We start from the raw sequence: 21,400 nt of genomic DNA, 5'->3' as shown, positions 1-21,400 counted from the left end.
ATTTTAATTCCTCGTTAAAGTGGTCTCCGCTTAGGAAAGCGGACCGCCGAAGATGTCAATCGAGCCTTCCTTCAGGGTGATGATGGCACGCTTGGTACTCTTGCGTGCACCCCACCCGAAGCGGGTGCGCTTGCGCTTACCGACTCGGTTGATGGTGTTTACAGAATCAACTTTGACGTTGAAGATAGCTTCAACGGCGTACTTGATTTCCGTCTTATTTGAGCTAGGTGCCACCTCGAAGGTGTACTGACCTTGATCGATCAGACCGTAGCTCTTTTCCGAAACGACTGGTGCGATGACCACGTCGTGTGGAGCCTTTGAGAACGCGCTCACTTGGCTTCCTCCTTCTGGACCAGGGCATCGAAGGCAGCCTTGGTGAAGACTACGTCATCCGAAACCAGAACATCGTAGGTGTTCAGCTGGTCGACGTACAGAACATGCACAGCGTCGAGGTTGCGAACCGAAAGGGCTGCAACATCGTTGGCACGATCGATGACGACAAGCAGGTTCTTGCGCTCGGTGAGTGAACGCAAGGTAGCCAGAGCATCCTTGGTCGATGGGGTTTCCCCTGCAACCAAGTTCTCAATCACGTGAACGCGATCGAAGCGTGCGCGATCAGACAAAGCGCCGCGCAGTGCAGCAGCCTTCATCTTCTTCGGGGTACGCTGCGAGTAATCACGTGGGGTTGGACCGTGGACAATGCCACCGCCGGTCATGTGTGGAGCACGGATCGAACCCTGACGGGCGCGGCCGGTACCCTTCTGCTTGAACGGCTTGCGACCTGCACCCGAAACCTCGGAGCGGTCCTTGGTCTTGTGGGTACCCTGGCGGGCAGCAGCAAGCTGTGCAACGACAACCTGGTGCAGCAGCGGGACGTTGGTCTGTACGTCGAAGATCTCTGCAGGCAGTTCGACGTTAAGTGCCTTAGTCATTTACTTATGCTCCCTTCACGGCGTTGCGTACGAGAACGACGCGGCCGCGGGCGCCTGGAACGGCACCCTTGATCAGCAGGAGGTTCTTCTCAGCGTCGATAGCGTGAATGGTCAGGTTCTGAGTGGTAACACGCTCAGCACCCATACGACCAGCCATCTTCTGTCCACGGAAAACGCGACCTGGGGTCGATGCGCCGCCGATGGAACCTGGCTTACGGTGGTTCTTGTGAGCACCGTGCGATGCGCCAACACCATGGAAGTTGTGGCGCTTCATAACGCCGGCGAAGCCCTTACCCTTAGAGGTACCTACGACGTCGACCTTCTGGCCGGCTTCGAAGAGCTCTACGGAAAGTTCCTGACCAGCGGTGTACTCGGCAGCGTCTGCGGTGCGCAGTTCTACCAGGTGACGACGTGGGGTTACGCCTGCAGCCTCGAAGTGACCAGCCAGTGGCTTGGTGACCTTGCGAGGATCGATCTGGCCGTAGCCGATCTGAACTGCGGTGTAGCCATCGCGCTCAGCGTTGATGAGCTTGGTGACAACGTTGCTATCAGCCTGCACGACGGTGACAGGAATCAGGTTGTTGTTCGAATCCCAAACCTGGGTCATGCCGAGCTTCGTGCCCAACAGGCCCTTGAAATTACGGGTTGCGGTCATAGTTTTCTCGCCACCTCCCCTTAAAGCTTGATTTCGATGTTGACATCCGCTGGCAGGTCGAGACGCATCAGCGAATCAACAGCCTTCGGGGTCGGATCAACGATGTCGATCAGACGCTTGTGCGTGCGCATTTCGAAGTGCTCACGGCTGTCTTTGTACTTGTGTGGCGAACGGATAACGCAGTACACGTTCTTCTCCGTTGGCAGCGGCACTGGGCCGACTACGGTTGCGCCTGCGCGCGTGACCGTCTCAACGATCTTCCGGGCCGAAACGTCAATGACCTCGTGGTCATACGACTTCAGCCGGATGCGGATTTTCTGTCCCGCCATGGCGTCATGCCTCTTTCTGTTAGCACTATCTAAAATTTCTGTGCCTATATACGGGTTCTTGCGAACCGGCACGCCTTACGCTGCGACTGAATCCGAATAAATCCGGGTTCCTCACCCGCAGGTGGCTCCGACCCCCGAACTCGGGCGTGTCGTGAAATTTTCAGTCACGACAAGACCGCAAAGTTCTCACTTTATCGAGGGCCTTATAGTTTGAAGCAGTTGTATTGATCCCGAACCACAGGCATTATCCTGTGTGAGAGCCAATCCCGGTTGTTCAAACCAGATCCGATTACCCCAACAAAGAGGATCGGGTTGCAATCAAGCAACTTATCTAGTCTGACAGGTCGGCAACGATCGCGCAAATCTTTTATGGCCTTCTAGCCCCGTGATCTTGACCTCACCGCGCCTAAGAGACTGCATTAGACACTGCACTTTTACTCTTCGGGATCTTTGACAGTTGGATCTTGCCGCACATCGTCTTCTTGCGCAGCTCGCATCCATGGCATCCCCGGCTGCACCGGAGCCGCGCCTGCTGGTTGTTGCGGCTGCGCAGTTGGCTCTGGCATTGACGGATTATTGGCCTTATCAACCTTCACCAATTTGAAGACCGCAGCAACAATCAGGCCCAAGCCAATGATGACTAACCAGAGGAAGGCCAGCTCGCGCAGGAACCACAGCACCGCAACCGTCATGGCGATGGCGCCCCACCAGATCAACAACTTATCCCCTTGTTTCAGGCTCCAGGCTACTAGGGCAGCGAAGAAGATCAAGGCCAAGATCTGTACCACAGGATTGGCGTCCATCAAGGAGAAGATCAAGCTGAGGCTGGCGGCTGTCGCTGCAGAAATCAGATAGATGCGTTCAAGCTGGCGGTCCACGCGCAGATTCCGCCAGATCACCAAGACCACGGCGATGGCGCACAGGTAGAGGCACACGGTGCTGGCCTGCGGCACAGACTCTAGGAATGCGTAGCTACTCAGGCCCAGCAGGGCCGCGAGCACAAAGAGTGCGTCCGGCATATAGGGGCGGAACTTCTCGGGTAGTTCAAAAATGTAGGTAGCTGTTGCCACCGCAAGAATGAGGGCCGCTCCCCCAATAACGCTGAAAGCGCCGTCGGTTTTACTATGCGCAATGAGTCCGGCACTAAATCCAGCCACCATCATCTGCGCGAAGTACAACCGCGCTGCCCCACCCACCGCGTTGTCACTACGGTAGTTTGCTTCAGGATAGGCAGGTACGGGCTGAGCCCACCGTCCATGCGCGGTAGCCAATAGGTAGAAGACCAGCGCGACAGCTAGCAAAACCCAAACACGATCCATGGCTTCTAAAGCGTTGGCACCTGAACGATCGCGCAACAGCTTCACCGCACGAATACCGAGGTACGTGATGGTCACACCTGCAGCAATCGCGTACCAAGCACTGCGACGAGTCACAACGAACAGCACCAACACCACAGCCACCAGCAACAGGGCCAGTACTTCGAACCAGGTGCCCAACTGCCACAGCGCAACTGTCATGGCCGGAACGAAGATCCCCACACCGGTAGCTATCGAGAAGTTCTTCTTGGTGCGCAGACGCCATTCGGCCAAGGTAGCCACAAGGACAAGTAGCAACAAGAGCACACTGGCAACATCCTTGGTCCACCACGAAGAGCGGATCCAACCGGTGTTCTGTCCCAAAGCCATTGCTGGAATACAGACCAAGAAGGTTACACCCAAGATTGTCGGCAACATATAGAGCTGCCGAGCAACTGCTAGCTGATGTTGGGCCCAATAGGCGGTTGCCCCGTGTACGGCCCAAAGTAGTGCAGCAAGTAGCAGCGCGCCTCGATCCGGGTCCGGCACACCATACATGTAGACAAACAGGCTGACCGGTTCAAGGATGAGTAAACCGGTGGCAATCCATTGAAGTTCTTGAGACAGAACCTTCGTCTTCAGTGCGTTGCGTACCAGGCGTAGCAACTGCGGAACAACTAGCGAGAGCAGTAGCAGCACGTAGCGTCCGTGGATATCAAACTGGTGAACGTCAACGAACCACCAAACCATGGTGCTAAAGAGCACCTGGGCGAAGGTAGCGTTGCGAATTTTCCATGACAGGCGTTGCTCTTGGCGCAAGCTGAGCAGGAAGAAGAGAAGCCCAATGGTTCCAACCGCCAGGGCTAGGTACCAGTTCGCTCGGTTGAAGCTGAGTGAGTAGGTCAGCAACAGCATCAGGCTTGCCGCACCTCGAATCGAATCGTTGAGACGCGTCTGCTGGGCAGTCTTGCCCGCAAGCCACCAGCCGGATACTGCGGTGACCACGGCGGTCAGCAGCAAAATAGTGGTAAACCAGCTCAGAGAAGAGATACCAACAAGTTGCGCCTGCGCCTCATGTGATGCTCCGGTGATACGCCAGGCAACCAAGGTCAGTGCCACCACCAGTGCCGAACCGCCCAGACGGATCAACCGGTGCGAATCGTCCTTGACGCTAAGTTCGCCACGCGTTGTAGCGAATGTGGCCAGAACCCAGTAGCCCAACGCAACGAGCGTAAGTCCAACACCCACCGACAACATGAGAGCTAGATCCGAACGCTTGCCAGTGGTTTCCCACAACGTTCCGCCCAGTGCACCACCCAAACTAAGCAGCAGCACCCAGCGAGCGTAGCTCCGCAGCACATTCCAGCCATGGTGGGAACTGCTGCGTATCACCGAGAGCGCGAGAATGCCCAGGGCCAGGCTTGGCAACGGACGCCAGAAATGCTCCGCGAGATCGAGGATAGGTACCAGCGCAAATCCCGGCAACGCGAGGGTTTCAACCCTCGAACGTTTCATCACGCCAAAGATTGTGGCAGTCATCAACAGTGGGATGGCGACGTAACTGATCCAGCCTGTAGTTCCTTCAGTACCAGTGAGGAAGTAGGACAGTGCGGCGGCGATGAGTGCCAGTGCCCATAGTGCTCCACGTTCATAACGCACGTGGGTCGCGCTGATGCCTAGTCGTTGACGGTAGGAAGCTGCATAACGAAGTACCAGCACACCTTGAAAGGCTAGTGCTACAGCTACAGTGATAGCCGCGACCGAACCGGTAAATCCTGCATAGTCGCAGGCAGCGACCAGCATGAGCATGAAGCTCAGCCGGGCAGCATACAACCGATACAGCCGGAATTGGCTGAGCAGTTTAACGCTGAGCAGTAGCTGTCCGGTGAGCAAGAAGAAGATCCATAGGTAGTCTCTGCTCGAAAGTTCCGGCAGCAGCACCAGTGCCAACAGTCCTACCAGCGCAGGCAGTAGTTGGGCTGTACTCGAAAGAGCCGTGTAGAACGCAGAGTTACGCACGCGGTCACTGAAGACAGCCAACAAGAGCAGGAGCACCGACAGCGCCAAGAGGAACAGTAGGTAATAAAGCATTCCGCGCTGCAACATCGCAGCTCCAGCCATGGAGGTGCTGACCAGAATGAGTACGGCTACCCATGCCAAGACTCGAGACTTGAATCTAATCGTTGCGTAGCCAACCGCCAGTGTCGAGATTGCAGAGAAGACAAACCAGATCACTGGGCCGGACACATCGAGGGTGTTGTAGGTAGCGATGCCACCCAGTGGCAGCAGCGCCATGCCGGTACCGGCAAAGGCAGCGCCTGCCGGCTTCAAGGAAGATTTGAATGCGTGAGTGAGCAGTCCACCAACGTAGAACACTGCAGCCAGTAAGAAAAGACCAACCAGCTTGAGTACTGGGGGCAAGGCGAAGCTGAGGAATAGTGCGCCAGCGGCAACGATCATCAGGGCGGCTACATACAAGGTGATATTGATATTGCGCAGTTCGCGCTCACGCTTGGTTAGTACCTTGACCGGTTTGGCTACAACAATGGGGCCGGTGGTTATGTTTTCTTGTGGTCTTGGCCCGATGGGTTGCCGTGTCAGATACGGCTGGCCTACCCCAGGAGCTACTGGCTGCGCATAGGAAGTATTGGTTGGTGGGGATAGCTGCGGAGTTGATCCATACAGCGGGGCCACGGCAGTACCTGGCGGCGCCTGCCCTTGATCAGCAAGAGTTGAGTTGCGCAGAAATTCTTGGGCCGCTTCATAGCCTTGTTGCCAGGCTTCGCGCAGTTGGGCGGAGCCGACGTTGTCTTCTTCGGCTTTACTGCGTCCACGCTTTTGCCCAAGAACGAAGGCTAGAACGATCAGCAAAATCGCGAACAACGTTGAACCGACCATTATCGCCACTCCCCTAGTGATGATCCATTATGCTCACCAATTACACCAGCTTATTGAAATAATCGCTAGCGCAAAATCTTGGGGACACAAAAATCCCCCAGCACCGTAACAGTGCTGGGGGATTTCTCAGATCCGAGGATCTAAATCATCAAGTAGAGACTACTTGGTGATTGCGGTGACCTTGCCCGAACCAACGGTGCGGCCGCCTTCACGAATAGCGAAGCCGAGGCCTTCCTCCATAGCGATTGGCTGAATCAGCTCAACCGACATTTCGGTGTTGTCGCCAGGCATAACCATTTCGGTACCCTCTGGAAGAGTGATAACGCCGGTTACGTCGGTGGTGCGGAAGTAGAACTGCGGACGGTAGTTCGAGTAGAACGGGTTGTGACGTCCGCCTTCGTCCTTCGACAGGATGTAGACGTTTGCATCGAAGTTGGTGTGTGGGGTGATCGAGCCTGGAGCTACGATAACCTGGCCACGCTCAACATCGTCGCGCTTCAGACCGCGAAGCAGAAGGCCACAGTTCTCGCCAGCCCATGCTTCGTCAAGCTGCTTGTGGAACATCTCGATACCGGTAACGGTGGTCTTCTGCACTGGGCGGATACCAACGATCTCAACTTCCGAGTTGAGAGCAAGGGTGCCACGCTCGGCGCGACCGGTTACTACGGTACCGCGACCGGTGATGGTGAAGACGTCCTCGATAGGCATCAAGAATGGCTTGTCACGGTCACGTACTGGATCTGGGATGTAGCTGTCAACAGCGTCCATCAGTTCCTCAACAGCTGCAACCCACTTCTCGTCGCCTTCCAGAGCCTTCAGGCCGGAAACGCGAACAACTGGTGCGTCGTCGCCATCGAAGCCCTGGGAGGAAAGAAGTTCGCGAACTTCCATCTCCACGAGCTCGAGAAGCTCTTCGTCATCAACCATGTCCGACTTGTTCAGTGCAACCATCAAGGTTGGAACACCAACCTGGCGGGCCAGCAGAACGTGCTCGCGGGTCTGAGCCATTGGACCATCGGTAGCAGCAACCACGAGGATTGCGCCGTCCATCTGAGCAGCACCGGTGATCATGTTCTTGACATAGTCAGCGTGGCCTGGAGCGTCAACGTGTGCGTAGTGACGCTTCTCGGTCTGGTACTCGATGTGCGAGATATTGATAGTAATACCGCGCTGGCGCTCTTCTGGAGCCGAGTCGATGTTAGCGAAGTCGCGCTTTTCGTTCAGGTCTGGGTACTTGTCAGCCAGAACCTTGGAGATAGCTGCCGTCAGAGTGGTCTTACCGTGGTCAACGTGACCGATGGTACCAATGTTGACGTGCGGCTTGTTGCGCTCGAACTTTGCCTTTGCCACAAGTTCCTCCTAGAAACATTTACAGAAGACTTTTTCGTCTGCGCGGTTCGCAAACGAACTTCAATTAGTCTACTGGGGGCGTGGATAATTATGGAAATTTCGGTCCTCTGCGGGCCCTGCATGTGATGCAAATCCCTCGTTGGCCGTTTGCGGGGCCGGCCTCAATGGCGTTGAAACCGGCTCCGCGATCGGCCACTTCCCCACATGGGGGTCACGGCCAAGTTTGGTTCCGAAGCGAATTATTCGCCGCGGGACTTCTGAACGATCTCGTCGGCAACTGCCTTCGGGACCTCAGAGTAGCTGTCGAAGGTCATCGAGTAAACTGCACGACCCTGAGTCTTGGAACGCAGGTCACCAATGTAACCGAACATTTCAGACAGTGGGACGCCAGCCTTGATGACCTTGACGCCTGCAGCGTCGGACATCTCGGTGATCGAACCACGGCGGGAGTTGAGGTCGCCGATAACGTCGCCCATGTACTCTTCCGGGGTACGAACTTCAACGCTCATCAGTGGTTCAAGCAATACAGGGTTAGCGCGGCGTGCGCCTTCCTTGAATACCTGTGAACCAGCGATCTTGAACGCCATTTCCGAGGAGTCAACATCGTGGTATGCACCATCGATGAGGGTAGCCTTCACACCAACCAGTGGGTAGCCAGCCAGGATGCCGTACTGCATTGCTTCCTGGATGCCCTGGTCCACGGATGGGATGTATTCACGAGGAACACGGCCGCCGGTGACGCCATTCTTGAACTCGTAGGTTACGCCGTCAACAACTTCCAGAGGCTCGAACGAGACCTGGACCTTTGCGAACTGACCCGAACCACCGGTCTGCTTCTTGTGGGTGAAGTCAACCTTCTCCACAGCCTTCTTGATGGTTTCGCGGTATGCAACCTGTGGCTTACCAACGTTTGCTTCCACGCGGAATTCGCGCTTCATGCGGTCAACCAAGATGTCGAGGTGAAGCTCGCCCATGCCGCCGATTTCGGTCTGGCCGGTGTCTTCGTTCAACGAAACGGTGAAGGTTGGATCTTCTGCAGACAGCTTCTGAATAGCGGTCGACAGCTTTTCCTGGTCACCCTTGGTCTTTGGTTCGATAGCAACGAAGATCACTGGAGCTGGGAAGCTCATCGACTCAAGAACGATTGGGTTTGCTGGATCACAAAGGGTATCACCGGTGGTGGTATCCTTCAGGCCGATCACTGCGTAGATGTGACCTGCGTGGATCTCGTCAACCGGATTCTCCTTGTTGGAGTGCATCTGGAAGAGCTTGCCAACGCGTTCCTTCTTCTGCTTGGTGGAGTTCAGCAGCTGTGCGCCGGCCTCGACCTTACCGGAGTAAACGCGGATGAAGTTGAGCTGACCGAAGAATGGGTGAGCAGCAATCTTGAAAGCCAGTGCCGAGAACGGTGCGTCCTCAGAAGGCTCGCGAGTGAGCTCGATTTCTTCGTTCTTTGGATCGTGACCAACGGTTGCGCCAACATCCATTGGGTTTGGCAGGAAGTCAATCACAGCGTCGAGCATTGGCTGCACGCCGCGGTTCTTGAAGGCCGAACCACAGTAGACCGGGTAGATCTCCGAGTTGATAACCATCTTACGAATGCCGGCCTTGAGCTCATCAATGCTGATCTCTTCGCCTTCAAGGAACTTCTCCATGAGCTCATCCGAGCCCTCAGCGACGTCCTCTACCAGCTTTGCGCGGTATTCCTCAGCCTTTTCCTGCAGTTCAGCAGGAATTTCGCGAGTTTCGTAAGCTGCACCCATGGTGACGTCGCCCTTGGCGTCGCCTTCCCAAACGAATGCCTTCATGGTCATCAAGTCGACCACGCCGGTGAAATCGTTCTCGGAACCGATTGGAAGCTGCATAACCAATGGCTTTGCACCCAAACGCTTGATGATGGTGTCTACGGTGAAGTAGAAGTCAGCACCCAGCTTATCCATCTTGTTCACGAAGCAGATACGTGGAACGTTGTACTTGTCAGCCTGACGCCATACGGTCTCAGACTGAGGCTCAACGCCTTCCTTGCCATCGAACACGGCAACGGCGCCATCGAGCACGCGAAGCGAGCGCTCCACCTCAACGGTGAAGTCAACGTGGCCAGGGGTGTCGATGATGTTGATCTGGTTCTTGTTCCAGAAGCAAGTAACGGCCGCGGAGGTAATGGTGATACCGCGTTCCTTTTCCTGCTCCATCCAGTCGGTGGTCGACGCACCATCGTGGGTCTCACCGAGCTTGTGGTTCACACCCGTGTAGAAAAGGATGCGCTCAGTAGTAGTGGTCTTACCGGCATCGATGTGGGCCATGATGCCGATATTGCGGACCTTGTTCAGGTCAGTAAGCACGTCCTGTGCCACGTTGTCTCCCTAAAAGGTGAGGCCGGAGTTGCTGGGCATCGGTTGATGCCCAGCTCATCCGAACAGTTCTTACCAGCGGTAGTGTGCGAAGGCCTTGTTAGACTCGGCCATCTTGTGAGTGTCTTCGCGACGCTTCACAGCGGCACCCAGACCGTTCGATGCATCCAAGATCTCGTTCATCAAACGTTCGATCATGGTTTTCTCGCGGCGAGCCTTCGAGTAGCCAACCAACCAGCGCAAAGCTAGTGCGGTTGCGCGTCCTGGCTTAACCTCAACAGGAACCTGGTAGGTCGCGCCACCGACGCGGCGTGAACGAACCTCAAGGGCTGGGCGGATGTTATCCATAGCCTTCTTGAGAGTCGTAACAGCGTCAGTACCGGACTTTGCAGCGGCACCTTCGAGTGCACCGTAAACAATGCGCTCTGCAGTGGACTTCTTGCCATCTACGAGAACCTTGTTGATCAGCTGGGTGACCAATGGGGATTCGAAGACTGGATCAGAAACTAGTGGGCGCTTTGGCGCCGGACCCTTACGAGGCATTACTTACCATCCTTCTTTGCACCGTAGCGGGAACGAGCCTGCTTACGATCCTTAACACCCTGGGTATCCAGAGCACCACGTACAATCTTGTAACGAACACCTGGAAGGTCCTTTACACGACCACCGCGAACGAGCACGATGGAGTGTTCCTGCAGGTTGTGTCCGACACCAGGAATGTAAGCGGTAACTTCGATACCACCGGCAAGGCGCACACGTGCGACCTTACGCAGAGCCGAGTTAGGCTTCTTCGGGGTGGTGGTGTACACACGGGTGCATACGCCACGGCGCATTGGGTTGCCCTTTAGGGCAGGGGCCTTGGTCTTGACGACCTTAGGCGAGCGGCCCTTACGGACCAGCTGCTGAATAGTAGGCACTTTCGTGTCCTTCCATTGTCTAAGTTTGTCGGCACCACGTCATAAGCACTGTTGCCTAGAAGAGTTTCGGTGCTTGGTTCATGGAGCTAGCTGCTTGCTTTACCGCTCAACTAGAATCTAAAAGTCCCTAGGCGTGCGAAAGTGTGGCATTCGTTGCGCAACCTACCCGCAACCCGGACTGAGTCCATTTTGCCACACATAAAACAATTGATTTCAGTCTAGCATTAATCCGCTGTCCCACCATGTCCAGTAACCGAGATCACCCGTGACCACCGGTTAGTCCATTGAGCAACAAGGAAGATACCAACATTCCCCTGACTCAAATTCAGGCTAACAAGTAGCCCTGAATAACAGCTGAACAGCGGTAGACACACACGTGGCGACAGGCTGAATCTCTAGGAACGGCACCGAAACCCTGGATTGGCGCGAATCCCTGCGGAGATCGGTGATTCTAGTTGATTATTCAACCAGTAGTATTCTCAACTAGTTTTTGTTTTCTTTCAGCAAGTCTGGCCCATCAGCAGCTAAGTCCTCCACTCCCCCAATCGCCTACTCTGCTGTAGGCGCAAACGTATCTGCAGGCTCACATCCAGCCGCATCAGGATTGCCTTGTTAAACGCCCAACGCCTGCCCACTTTTTCAAGTGGGCAGGCGTTGGGTCAACTACCTAGCGGTGTCGTTCTTCCGGTTTAGCGGAAATCCGATCCGTGGTCGTAGTCGTCCATCGAGATAGCACGGAATTCAGGCGAAAGCCCACCTTCCAGTGCATCGTCGTACAGACCCGAGGAGAAGGCCGAGGTACCGGTGAACAAAGTTGCCTTTGCTTCGTCGGTAGGCTCAACGTTGACCTGGGTGTAGCGATCCAGACCGGTACCGGCCGGGATCAGCTTACCGATGATCACGTTTTCCTTCAGACCGCGCAGTGGATCTTCCTTACCTTCCATCGCAGCCTGAGTCAGAACGCGGGTGGTTTCCTGGAAGGAAGCAGCCGACAGCCATGAATCGGTGGCAAGCGATGCCTTGGTAATACCCATCATCTCGTCACGGCCGGCAGCTGGACGCTGACCTTCCGAAACGGCCTTGCGGTTCGCAGCGGTGAAGCGTGAACGGTCAGCCAACTCGCCTGGCAGCAAGTCGGTTTCGCCGGACTCGATCACGGTGACGCGACGGAGCATCTGGCGGACGATAACTTCCACGTGCTTATCGTGGATGCCTACACCCTGGGACTGGTACACGTCCTGAACCTCACGGACCAGGAACTTCTGTGCTTCACGTGGGCCGAGGACTCGAAGAACCTGCTTCGGATCCAAGGTACCGGAAGTGAGCTGAGTACCGGCAACGATGTTCTGGCCATCTTCAACCAACAGGCGAGCACGACGCAGAACCGGGTAGGCCTGCTTCTCATCGCCGTTGTCTGGAGTAACCACAACGCGCAGCTGCTTCTCGTCGTCCTCGATCGATACACGACCGGTGACCTCGGACATCGGAGCCACACCCTTAGGGGTACGAGCTTCGAACAATTCCTGAATACGAGGCAGACCCTGGGTGATATCGTCAGCCGATGCCACACCACCGGTGTGGAAGGTACGCATGGTCAGCTGGGTACCAGGCTCACCGATGGACTGTGCAGCGATAATGCCAACAGCCTCACCAATGTCCACGGTCTTGCCGCTGGCCAGCGAACGGCCGTAGCACAGTGCACAGGTTCCAACAGCCGAATCGCAAGTCAGTACGGAGCGAACGCGGATTTCGTCCACGCCTGCGCTGTACAACTCGTCGATCAGCACGTCGCCTACGTCCGAACCGGCGGTAGCCAATACGGTGCCTTCAGCGTTCTTCACGTCTGCAGCCAACGTACGGGTGTAAGCCGAGTTCTCTACGGTTTCGTGCTTGACGCGGATGCCAGCTGAGCTATCAGCAATGGCAACGGTCAAACCGCGCTTGGTACCGCAGTCCTCTTCGCGGACGATAACGTCCTGCGAAACGTCAACCAGACGACGGGTCAAGTAACCCGAGTTTGCGGTCTTCAGTGCGGTATCAGCCAGACCCTTACGGGCACCGTGAGTTGCAATGAAGTACTCCAAAACCGACAGGCCTTCACGGTAGGAAGACTTAATCGGGCGAGGAATAATTTCACCCTTAGGGTTAGACACCAGACCACGAATACCGGCAATCTGACGCAATTGCAGGTAGTTACCACGAGCCTTGGAAGTCACCATTCGGTTAATGGTGTTCAACTCTTCCATGCCGTTCTTCATGGCCTCAGCAACCTCATCGGTAGCCTTGGTCCAAATGTCGATCAGGTCCTGACGACGTTCGGTATCTGCAATCAGACCCTTGTCGTAAGAAGCCTGAACCTTGGCGGCCTTTTCCTCGTAAGGTGCGAGGATGGCTGCCTTGTCCATGTTGGAGGTAATGTCCGAGATAGCAACGGTAACGCCAGAGCGGGTAGCCCAGTAGAAACCAGCATCCTTGAGGTTATCCAAGGTAGCTGCTGCGATGACCTTAGGGTAGCGCTCTGCCAGATCGTTAACGATCTCCGAGAGTGCATCCTTGCCGGCTACGCGAGCAACCCATGGGTAATCCGCAGGCAGGGTGTCGTTGAACAGAACCTGACCCAGCGAGGTCTCCAACAGTGCATCGGTACCTGGCTCCCAACCTTCTGGAGCAGGCTGCTCTTCCGAAGGAACGAAGTCTGGAACGCGAACGCGGATTGGTGCGTTCAGGTGCAGCTCGCCACGATCCTTGGCCATGATGGCCTCGGAGATGGTGGCGAACACACGACCGGCGCCAACTTCGTCAGCACGCTTGGTGGTCAAGTGGTGCAGACCGATGATCATATCCTGCGAAGGCAATGCCACTGGACGGCCATCGGAAGGCTTCAAGATGTTGTGCGAGGACAGCATCAAGATGCGTGCTTCAGCCTGAGCTTCTGGGCTCAATGGCAGGTGAACTGCCATCTGGTCACCGTCGAAGTCAGCGTTGAATGCGCCACAAACCAATGGGTGCAGCTGCAGTGCCTTACCTTCAACCAGCTGTGGTTCGAAGGCCTGGATACCCAAACGGTGCAGGGTTGGTGCACGGTTAAGCAATACCGGGTGCTCGGTGATGATCTCTTCAAGAACATCCCAAACCTGTGGACGGTAACGCTCGACCATACGCTTAGCCGACTTGATGTTCTGTGCGTGGTTGAGGTCAACCAGGCGCTTCATCACGAAAGGCTTGAAAAGCTCCAGAGCCATCTGCTTAGGCAGACCACACTGGTGCAGCTTCAGCTGTGGACCAACAACGATAACCGAACGGCCCGAGTAGTCAACGCGCTTACCCAGAAGGTTCTGACGGAAACGACCCTGCTTACCCTTGAGCATGTCGCTCAGGGACTTCAGTGGACGGTTACCTGGACCGGTGACCGGACGGCCACGACGGCCGTTGTCGAACAATGAGTCAACAGCTTCCTGCATCATGCGCTTTTCGTTATTCACGATGATCTCAGGTGCACCAAGATCAAGCAGACGCTTCAGGCGGTTGTTGCGGTTGATCACACGACGGTAAAGGTCGTTGAGGTCCGAGGTCGCAAAGCGGCCACCGTCAAGCTGAACCATTGGGCGCAGCTCTGGTGGGATCACTGGAACAGCGTCAAGCACCATGCCACGTGGCGAGTTGCCATTGGCGAGGAATGCGTTAACAACCTTCAGTCGCTTCAGTGCACGAGCCTTCTTCTGGCCCTTGCCGTTTTCGATGATGGTCTTCAGCTCTTCAGCTTCACCGGCGAGGTCGAAGTTTTCCAGACGCTTCTGGATAGCTTCGGCACCCATGGAGCCTTCGAAGAACAGTCCGTACTTTTCACGCATGGTGCGGTACAGGCCTTCGTCACCCTCAAGGTCAGCGACCTTCAAGGACTTGAAGCGATCCCATACTGCACGCAGGCGCTCAGACTCAGCCTTGGCACGCTTGTCGATCTGCAGAACAGTCTTCTCGGCCAGGGTGCGAGCCTTGTTCAGCTCGGCGTTCTTCGCGCCTTCGCCTTCCAGGCGCTCAAGCTCTGCTTCCAAGTCAGCTGCAACAGCCTTCTTGTCAGCTTCGGCGTTGTTTGCCAGGTTGCGCAGTTCCAGATCGTGCTGGGCCTGCAGGTTAGGCATTTCGGCGTGACGACGGTCTTCGTTCACAGCGGTGATCATGTAAGCAGCGAAGTAGATGACCTTTTCGAGGTCCTTCGGAGCCAGATCAAGCAGGTAGCCCAAGCGCGATGGAACGCCCTTGAAGTACCAGATGTGGGTCACTGGAGCAGCAAGCTCGATGTGGCCCATGCGTTCACGACGAACGTTCGCACGGGTCACCTCAACGCCACAACGCTCACAGATGATGCCCTTGAAGCGCACGCGCTTGTACTTACCGCAGTAGCATTCCCAGTCACGGGAAGGACCGAAGATCTTTTCGCAGAAAAGACCGTCCTTCTCCGGCTTCAGGGTGCGGTAGTTAATGGTTTCCGGCTTCTTAACCTCGCCGTAGCTCCATCCACGGATTTCATCCGCGGTGGCAAGGTTGATTCGCATGAGGCCGAATGAGGAATCGTTGGACATATGGTCCTTTTCTCTCTTCTATGGTGTCTGAAGTCGATACGAATGAGGGTTGAATTTTCGGCCGCTGCCTGCGGTTTTAGCGCAGGCAGGGCGTCAAATTAAACTTCCTCTACGGAGTTCGGCTCCGACCGGGAAAGGTCGATGCCTAGCTCTTCAGCGGCGCGGAACGATTCCTCGTCCGACTCACGCATTTCGATAGTGTTGCCGTCGGTACCAAGTACCTCAACGTTCAAGCACAGCGACTGCATTTCCTTGATGAGCACCTTGAACGATTCTGGAACACCTGGCTCTGGAACGTTCTCGCCCTTGACGATTGCTTCGTAGACCTTAACGCGGCCGTGGATATCATCCGACTTGATGGTCAGGATTTCCTGCAGCGTGTAAGCGGCACCGTAAGCTTCCAGTGCCCAAACTTCCATCTCACCGAAGCGCTGGCCACCGAACTGGGCCTTACCACCCAGTGGCTGCTGGGTGATCATGGAGTATGGACCGGTGGAACGGGCGTGAATCTTGTCGTCCACCAAGTGGTGAAGCTTCAAGATGTACATGTAACCAACGGAAACTGGATCTGGCAACGGATCGCCGGAGCGACCGTCAAACAGCTTGGCCTTACCGGAGTTACCAATCAGGCGCACACCGTCACGGGTCTTGCTGGTCGAATCCAGGATTCCGCGGATTTCTTCTTCCGAAGCACCATCAAAGACCGGGGTCGACACAGTAGTGGACTCAGACTCACGTGGCAGGTTAGGCAGATCGCGAACCCATGCAGGCTCGCCCTCGATCTTCCAACCCTGCTTAGCAGCCCAACCCAGGTGGATTTCCATAACCTGACCGACGTTCATACGGCCTGGCACACCCAGTGGGTTCAGGATGATATCCAGTGGAGTACCGTCCTCAAGGAATGGCATATCCTCCAGTGGCAGGATGCGGGAAATGACACCCTTGTTACCGTGACGACCAGCGAGCTTGTCACCGATCGAGATCTTGCGCTTCTGAGCAACGTATACGCGGACCAGCTGGTTGACACCAGGGGAAAGGTCATCGTCGTTGTCGCGGTCGAAGATGCGAACACCAATGACGGTACCGGACTCGCCGTGTGGAACCTTCAGGGAAGTATCGCGAACTTCGCGGGACTTCTCACCGAAGATGGCACGCAGCAAACGCTCTTCTGGGGTCAGCTCGGTTTCACCCTTAGGGGTGACACGGCCTACCAGTACGTCGCCAGCTTCAACTTCAGCACCGATGTAGACGATGCCGCGGTCATCAAGCTGGGAAAGGATATCTTCCGAGACATTCGGGATGTCGCGGGTGATTTCCTCGGCACCAAGCTTGGTATCGCGAGCGTCAACTTCATGCTCTTCGATGTGAATCGAGGTGAGCACATCGTCAAAGATCATGCGCTGGGAGAGGATGATCGCATCCTCGTAGTTGTAACCTTCCCAAGACATGAATGCCACAAGCAAGTTCTTACCCAGGGACAGCTCACCGGAGTCGGTGGACGGACCGTCAGCGATGATCGACTGGAATTCCAGACGATCGCCTTCGGAAACGCGCACACGCTGGTTGTAAGCGTTGCCCTGGTTAGAGCGAGCGAACTTCATGATTGGGTACATCGACTCGGTGCCGTCATCGTTCATGACAACAACCAGGTCAGCAGAAACCTCGGTGACCACACCTGGCTTGGATGCAACAACGGAGTCGCCGGCGTCAACTGCCGCGAACTTCTCCATGCCGGTACCAACCAGTGGACGCTCGGACTTCAGCAGCGGCACAGCCTGGCGCTGCATGTTAGCGCCCATCAGTGCTCGGTTTGCATCGTCGTGCTCGAGGAATGGAATCAGTGCGGTTGCAACCGAAACCATCTGGCGAGGCGAAACGTCCATGAAGGTAACTTCAGCGGCGTCGACGATAACAGGCTCGCCGCCACCACCCTTTTCACGAACCAAAACGGTCTCTTCAGCGAAGCGTCCGTTTTCGTCCAGTGGAGCGTTAGCCTGAGCGATGTAGTGCTGAAGCTCATCGTCTGCAGTCAGGTAGTCAACTTCGTTGGAAACAACGGAGTTGGATACACGACGGTATGGCGTTTCGATGAAACCGAAGGAGTTAATACGGCCGTAGGTTGCCAACGAACCGATCAGACCAATGTTTGGACCTTCGGGAGTTTCAATGGGGCACATACGTCCGTAGTGGGACGGGTGAACGTCTCGAACTTCCATGCCTGCGCGGTCACGGGACAGACCACCTGGGCCCAGAGCCGACAAGCGACGCTTGTGGGTCAGGCCAGCAAGTGGGTTGTTCTGGTCCATGAACTGCGAAAGCTGCGAGGTTCCGAAGAACTCCTTGATTGCAGCAACAACAGGTCGGATGTTGATCAGGGTCTGCGGAGTGATTGCCTCAACGTCCTGGGTGGTCATGCGCTCACGCACAACACGTTCCATACGGGACAAACCGGTGCGGATCTGGTTCTCGATCAATTCGCCAACGGCGCGGATGCGACGGTTGCCGAAGTGGTCGATATCGTCAACGTTTACTGGAACGTCGACGATTTCACCCTTGCGGGTACCTTCAACGGTCTTCTCACCAGCGTGAAGAGCTACGAGGTAGCGGATCATGGCGACAAGGTCATCGAGCGAAAGCACCGATGCGTTCTCAGCGTTAACTGGAGTCTCTACACCGAGCTTGCGGTTGATCTTGTAACGGCCAACCTTGGCCAGATCGTAACGCTTAGGCTCGAAGTACATGTTCTTCAGCAATGCCTGAGCGGCCTCAACCGTAGGAGGCTCGCCTGGACGCAGCTTGCGGTAAATATCGAGCAAGGCTTCGTTCTGATCCTTGATGCTGTCCTTTTCCAAGGTAGCGCGCATCGAATCATACTGGCCAAACTCGGACAGGATCTGCTCTTCGCTCCAGCCCAGTGCCTTAAGCAGCACGGTGACCGACTGCTTACGCTTACGGTCTAGGCGAACACCGATCTGGTCGCGCTTGTCGATTTCCAGCTCGAACCATGCACCACGGGATGGGATGATACGTGCCGAGTAGATCGTCTTGTCACTGGTCTTGTCCGGTGCGGACTCGAAGTACGCACCTGGGGAGCGCACCAGCTGGGACACAACAACACGCTCGGTGCCGTTGATAACGAAGGTGCCCTTTTCGGTCATCAGCGGGAAATCGCCCATGAACACGGTCTGCTGCTTGATTTCGCCGGTTTCATTGTTCATGAATTCAGCCTTGACATACAGCGGTGCCGAGTAAGTGGCGTCGCGGTCCTTGCACTCTGCAATCGAGTACTTAGGATCAGCGAACTCCGGCTCCGAGAAGCTCAAGGACATGGTGTCCTGGAAGTCCTCGATTGGGGAGATTTCCTCGAAGATTTCGGCCAAGCCGGAGACGTTTGGCACGCTGGTGTCACCAGCGGCTTCAGCCTTAGCTAGGCGCTCAACCCAGAACTGATTGCCGACGAGGCGGTCAAAGCTCTCGGTCTGCAATGCCAGCAGGTTAGGCACTTCAAGTGGTTCGTGAATCTTTGCAAAAGAAAGTCGGCCAGCGTATGCAGCATCGCGAGCCGAACTAGCGGTTTGGTTGTTAGGGTTGCTCGAGGCGACCAAGATGGATCCTTCCAAAGACCGTCAGGTTTCCGAACGCTTACCGTGCTAAGGTACCTGCCATAGAACAGTTCCTCTTTTTGGACCGCACAACCCACCGCTATATGAAGGCCGCGCGCGCAAACAGTAAGGCGCAAATTTCTACTCTACCGGAGGGAATTGCGCTTGTCGATACTCGGTGCACAAATCCGTGCTATAGTTTTCGCCGTTGAAATCCCGGCCACCGCAGATCCTCATATTTCTGATGAACCTGACAAACTTACCTTTGGCCCCGCGTCCTTTTCCTCATGCGCATTTGGCCTACTAATTCCGCTATTTCTCGGTAATTTCTCCACGCCCACCCACCATTTTTCTTGGGCCCCAGCTAAGGCAGCGACGCGCGCGGAACTCAAAGTATGCGTTTTGTCACAGGCGCCCAAACATCTCAGCAAACGGACCTTTTGTACCCTTGGTGCACCGCAAATGAACGAGTTTTGGCGTGAGCTAGCAACATTTACTTACGCTCCGCTTTGATAGCGAATATTTCCTGAGGCCCAAGAATTACAACCAGCGTGCAGAGTTAGGTATTCCGCGCGGGTCCATTGGCCCACCTATCCCCCGCGTACAAGACGGCATTTTCAGTCTCTGCCGTTCTTGCCAAACCTGAATGCAACTATCTGAATGTACCAAGGGCATGGCTGCAAGGTTTATGGCATCTTCAAGACCCAATGGTTATGCTCGAGCACACATCGACGGTCAGGAGATCTAATGAATAAGTTGCAATCGGATGAGGCATTGACCCGAGTCACCTTGGACGCGTCTCGCCGAAACATACCGATCGAGATAGTGCCACGCGAAAAGGTTAACTCTCTGGAGGAGGCCGCCGAAGCGTTGGGGATCAAATCTGGACAGCTACTGAAGTCTCTGGTGATCAAAAAATCGGATGACACGTTTGTCTTTGCTTTGATTCCCGGTGGACGAAAGCTCGATTGGGCGAAGCTGCGCAGTCAGATAGGCGTCAACAAACTCTCGCTGCCACCAGCGGACGTGGCCTGGGACGTCACCCACTACGAAAGTGGGACCATCACACCGTTTGGATCTCATACGGTGTTACCCGTATTTGTTGATTCCAGTGTCTTTGAGGAACCCGAAGCTGAACACATTGGCTTGGGAAGTGGCGACCGCGGTCATGGTCTCTTGGTTAAACCTCGTGATTTTGTTAGCGGATTTGATGCCACGATTGCTGATATTTCGACTCCGGCATAGGGAACGCGGATCGGGTAACGGAGCTCTTGATCCATTCCACCGCTGTGGTCAGCGACTTGGTGGTTGCGCTGCGTAGGGCAAGGCCCAATGGCTTTTCTACAAAGCGCGCCACCAGGTAAGCCCAGAGCAGCATAAGTCCAACAAGTCCAAAGAGCAGCACGTACTTGTTGAAGACCCCGTGAAGTTCTTCGATGATCCACCAACCCCAGAGCTGGTGGAATAGGTAGAGCGGGAAGGTCAGTGAACCGGCTACGGCCATCCACTTTGCACGAACATTCTTTAGTGGAGTCAGGGTGCATAGGGCCAGTACTGCAACACAGAGAACCGCCAGGACTTGGAAATGCCATTCTGGGATTTGTAGCCCAGAGAGATAGTCCGCATCAAAGCTGCCCTTGATACCGGTGAAGAAGGCTGCGATCGCGGTGTCAAAGATCAGCAGCGTCCAACGCATCAGGGTATGTCCGCTTTGGTAGATCAAGAACAGCATCATGCCGGCTGCAAAGAGTGCTGCATACTGACCAGCAAACCAGTCCTGCGCCTTATCCAGATTGGTGAAGTGCAGGTACATGCCAATGCCTGGCCAGATCGCACAGAGCCACATGATGTGTTTGTTCTTCACAAAACCGAGGGCCAATAGAACACCTAGCAGGATGTAGAACCTCAGCTCCACCCAGAGGGTCCAATACACGCCGTCAAAGTCTTGGCTATTAAATGCTGACTGCATCATCGTCAGGTTTGGCACGATGTCGCTGGCTGTACGTCCATCGTTACCTGACGGCCAGATCTTCAGCGACAGCACCGCGGCGGCAAGGACGGCGAACCAATAGGCCGGATAGAGCCGCCCAACTCGGGATCCGATAAAACCGATCACGCTCTTGCCCTGTACGGACATGAGAATAACAAAGCCGGAAATGAGGAAGAAGAGCTGTACTCCCAATTGCCCGTAGCGGGTGAATTCAGAGAGTACCGGCCAGAACTCAGCGGCCTTGGTCCCCCAGTGATCATGCCCCCATGCCGTGTAGTGGTAGAACACCACGATCAGGGCAGCGGTGAATCGCAACGCATCGAGTAAGCCAAGTCTTGGCGCTGGTGCGTGGGTCCGAGGGGCTAATGAGTTTGACACATATTCAGCCTATGCAATGAACTTGAATAAACGCTGTTAATAGAAACGTTATAAAACAATTGCTACGAAAGTATCAGTTAACGGCTAAGGGGTCCACAGGCTTTCGCCTGTGGACCCCTTAGC

13 protein-coding genes are annotated in these 21,400 nt (G+C 55.4%); 1 reads left to right on the top strand and 12 read right to left on the bottom strand.

The genetic code is table 11. The features are described from left to right. Window positions 1–30: 30 nt before the first annotated feature. The 11 genes from rplW to rpoB form a co-directional block, all read right to left on the bottom strand. Window positions 31–333: a 50S ribosomal protein L23 gene (gene rplW, locus N6V40_RS07900; RefSeq protein WP_131088787.1), complete on the bottom strand. Its 303-nt coding sequence runs from the start codon at window positions 331–333 to the stop codon at window positions 31–33. After that, window positions 330–932 carry a 50S ribosomal protein L4 gene (gene rplD / locus N6V40_RS07895; RefSeq protein WP_131088788.1) on the bottom strand — a complete coding sequence of 201 codons (603 nt, stop codon included), beginning with the start codon at window positions 930–932 and terminating at the stop codon, window positions 330–332. Before rplD ends, rplW begins: the two co-directional genes overlap by 4 nt. 4 nt (window positions 933–936) lie before the next feature. After that, window positions 937–1,587, bottom strand: coding sequence for a 50S ribosomal protein L3 (gene rplC, locus N6V40_RS07890; protein WP_131088789.1), 651 nt, complete (start codon window positions 1,585–1,587; stop codon window positions 937–939). Between the two features lie 20 nt (window positions 1,588–1,607). Next, complete coding sequence (gene rpsJ, locus N6V40_RS07885) at window positions 1,608–1,916, bottom strand: 30S ribosomal protein S10 (protein ID WP_013349689.1); 309 nt, start codon at window positions 1,914–1,916, stop codon at window positions 1,608–1,610. A gap of 434 nt (window positions 1,917–2,350) precedes the next feature. After that, complete coding sequence (locus N6V40_RS07880; RefSeq protein WP_262199593.1) at window positions 2,351–6,109, bottom strand: hypothetical protein; 3,759 nt, start codon at window positions 6,107–6,109, stop codon at window positions 2,351–2,353. Window positions 6,110–6,268: 159 nt separating this feature from the next. Beyond that, a complete protein-coding gene (gene tuf, locus N6V40_RS07875) occupies window positions 6,269–7,459 on the bottom strand; it encodes an elongation factor Tu (protein WP_131088791.1) in 1,191 nt (396 codons plus the stop codon). 239 nt (window positions 7,460–7,698) lie between these two features. Continuing rightward, entirely contained in the window at window positions 7,699–9,813 is a 2,115-nt protein-coding gene (fusA, locus tag N6V40_RS07870) for an elongation factor G (protein ID WP_131088792.1), read from the bottom strand. Between the two features lie 69 nt (window positions 9,814–9,882). Then, entirely contained in the window at window positions 9,883–10,353 is a 471-nt protein-coding gene (gene rpsG, locus N6V40_RS07865; protein ID WP_096283700.1) for a 30S ribosomal protein S7, read from the bottom strand. Continuing rightward, window positions 10,353–10,727 carry a 30S ribosomal protein S12 gene (gene rpsL, locus N6V40_RS07860; RefSeq protein WP_047119685.1) on the bottom strand — a complete coding sequence of 125 codons (375 nt, stop codon included), beginning with the start codon at window positions 10,725–10,727 and terminating at the stop codon, window positions 10,353–10,355. The genes rpsG and rpsL overlap by 1 nt, the downstream gene beginning before the upstream one ends. Before the next feature lie 689 nt (window positions 10,728–11,416). Then, window positions 11,417–15,307 carry a DNA-directed RNA polymerase subunit beta' gene (locus tag N6V40_RS07855; protein ID WP_131088793.1) on the bottom strand — a complete coding sequence of 1,297 codons (3,891 nt, stop codon included), beginning with the start codon at window positions 15,305–15,307 and terminating at the stop codon, window positions 11,417–11,419. A 98-nt stretch (window positions 15,308–15,405) separates the two neighbouring features. Then, window positions 15,406–18,912, bottom strand: a complete 3,507-nt coding sequence (rpoB, locus tag N6V40_RS07850; RefSeq protein ID WP_262199591.1) for a DNA-directed RNA polymerase subunit beta — start codon at window positions 18,910–18,912, stop codon at window positions 15,406–15,408. 744 nt (window positions 18,913–19,656) lie between these two features. On the opposite strand from rpoB, the gene N6V40_RS07845 reads away from it, so the two are divergent. Continuing rightward, window positions 19,657–20,154 carry an aminoacyl-tRNA deacylase gene (locus N6V40_RS07845; RefSeq protein ID WP_262199590.1) on the top strand — a complete coding sequence of 166 codons (498 nt, stop codon included), beginning with the start codon at window positions 19,657–19,659 and terminating at the stop codon, window positions 20,152–20,154. Here N6V40_RS07845 and N6V40_RS07840 read toward each other — a convergent pair. Next, window positions 20,108–21,277 (bottom strand): acyltransferase family protein, encoded by a 1,170-nt coding sequence (locus N6V40_RS07840; protein ID WP_262199588.1) that lies wholly within the window; start codon window positions 21,275–21,277, stop codon window positions 20,108–20,110. The two genes, N6V40_RS07845 and N6V40_RS07840, sit on opposite strands and share 47 nt — an antisense overlap. Window positions 21,278–21,400 lie beyond the last annotated feature (123 nt).

Source organism: Glutamicibacter sp. M10, from assembly GCF_025452055.1.
Taxonomy (GTDB): domain Bacteria; phylum Actinomycetota; class Actinomycetes; order Actinomycetales; family Micrococcaceae; genus Glutamicibacter.
This window is presented reverse-complemented; position numbering and strand designations above follow the sequence as displayed.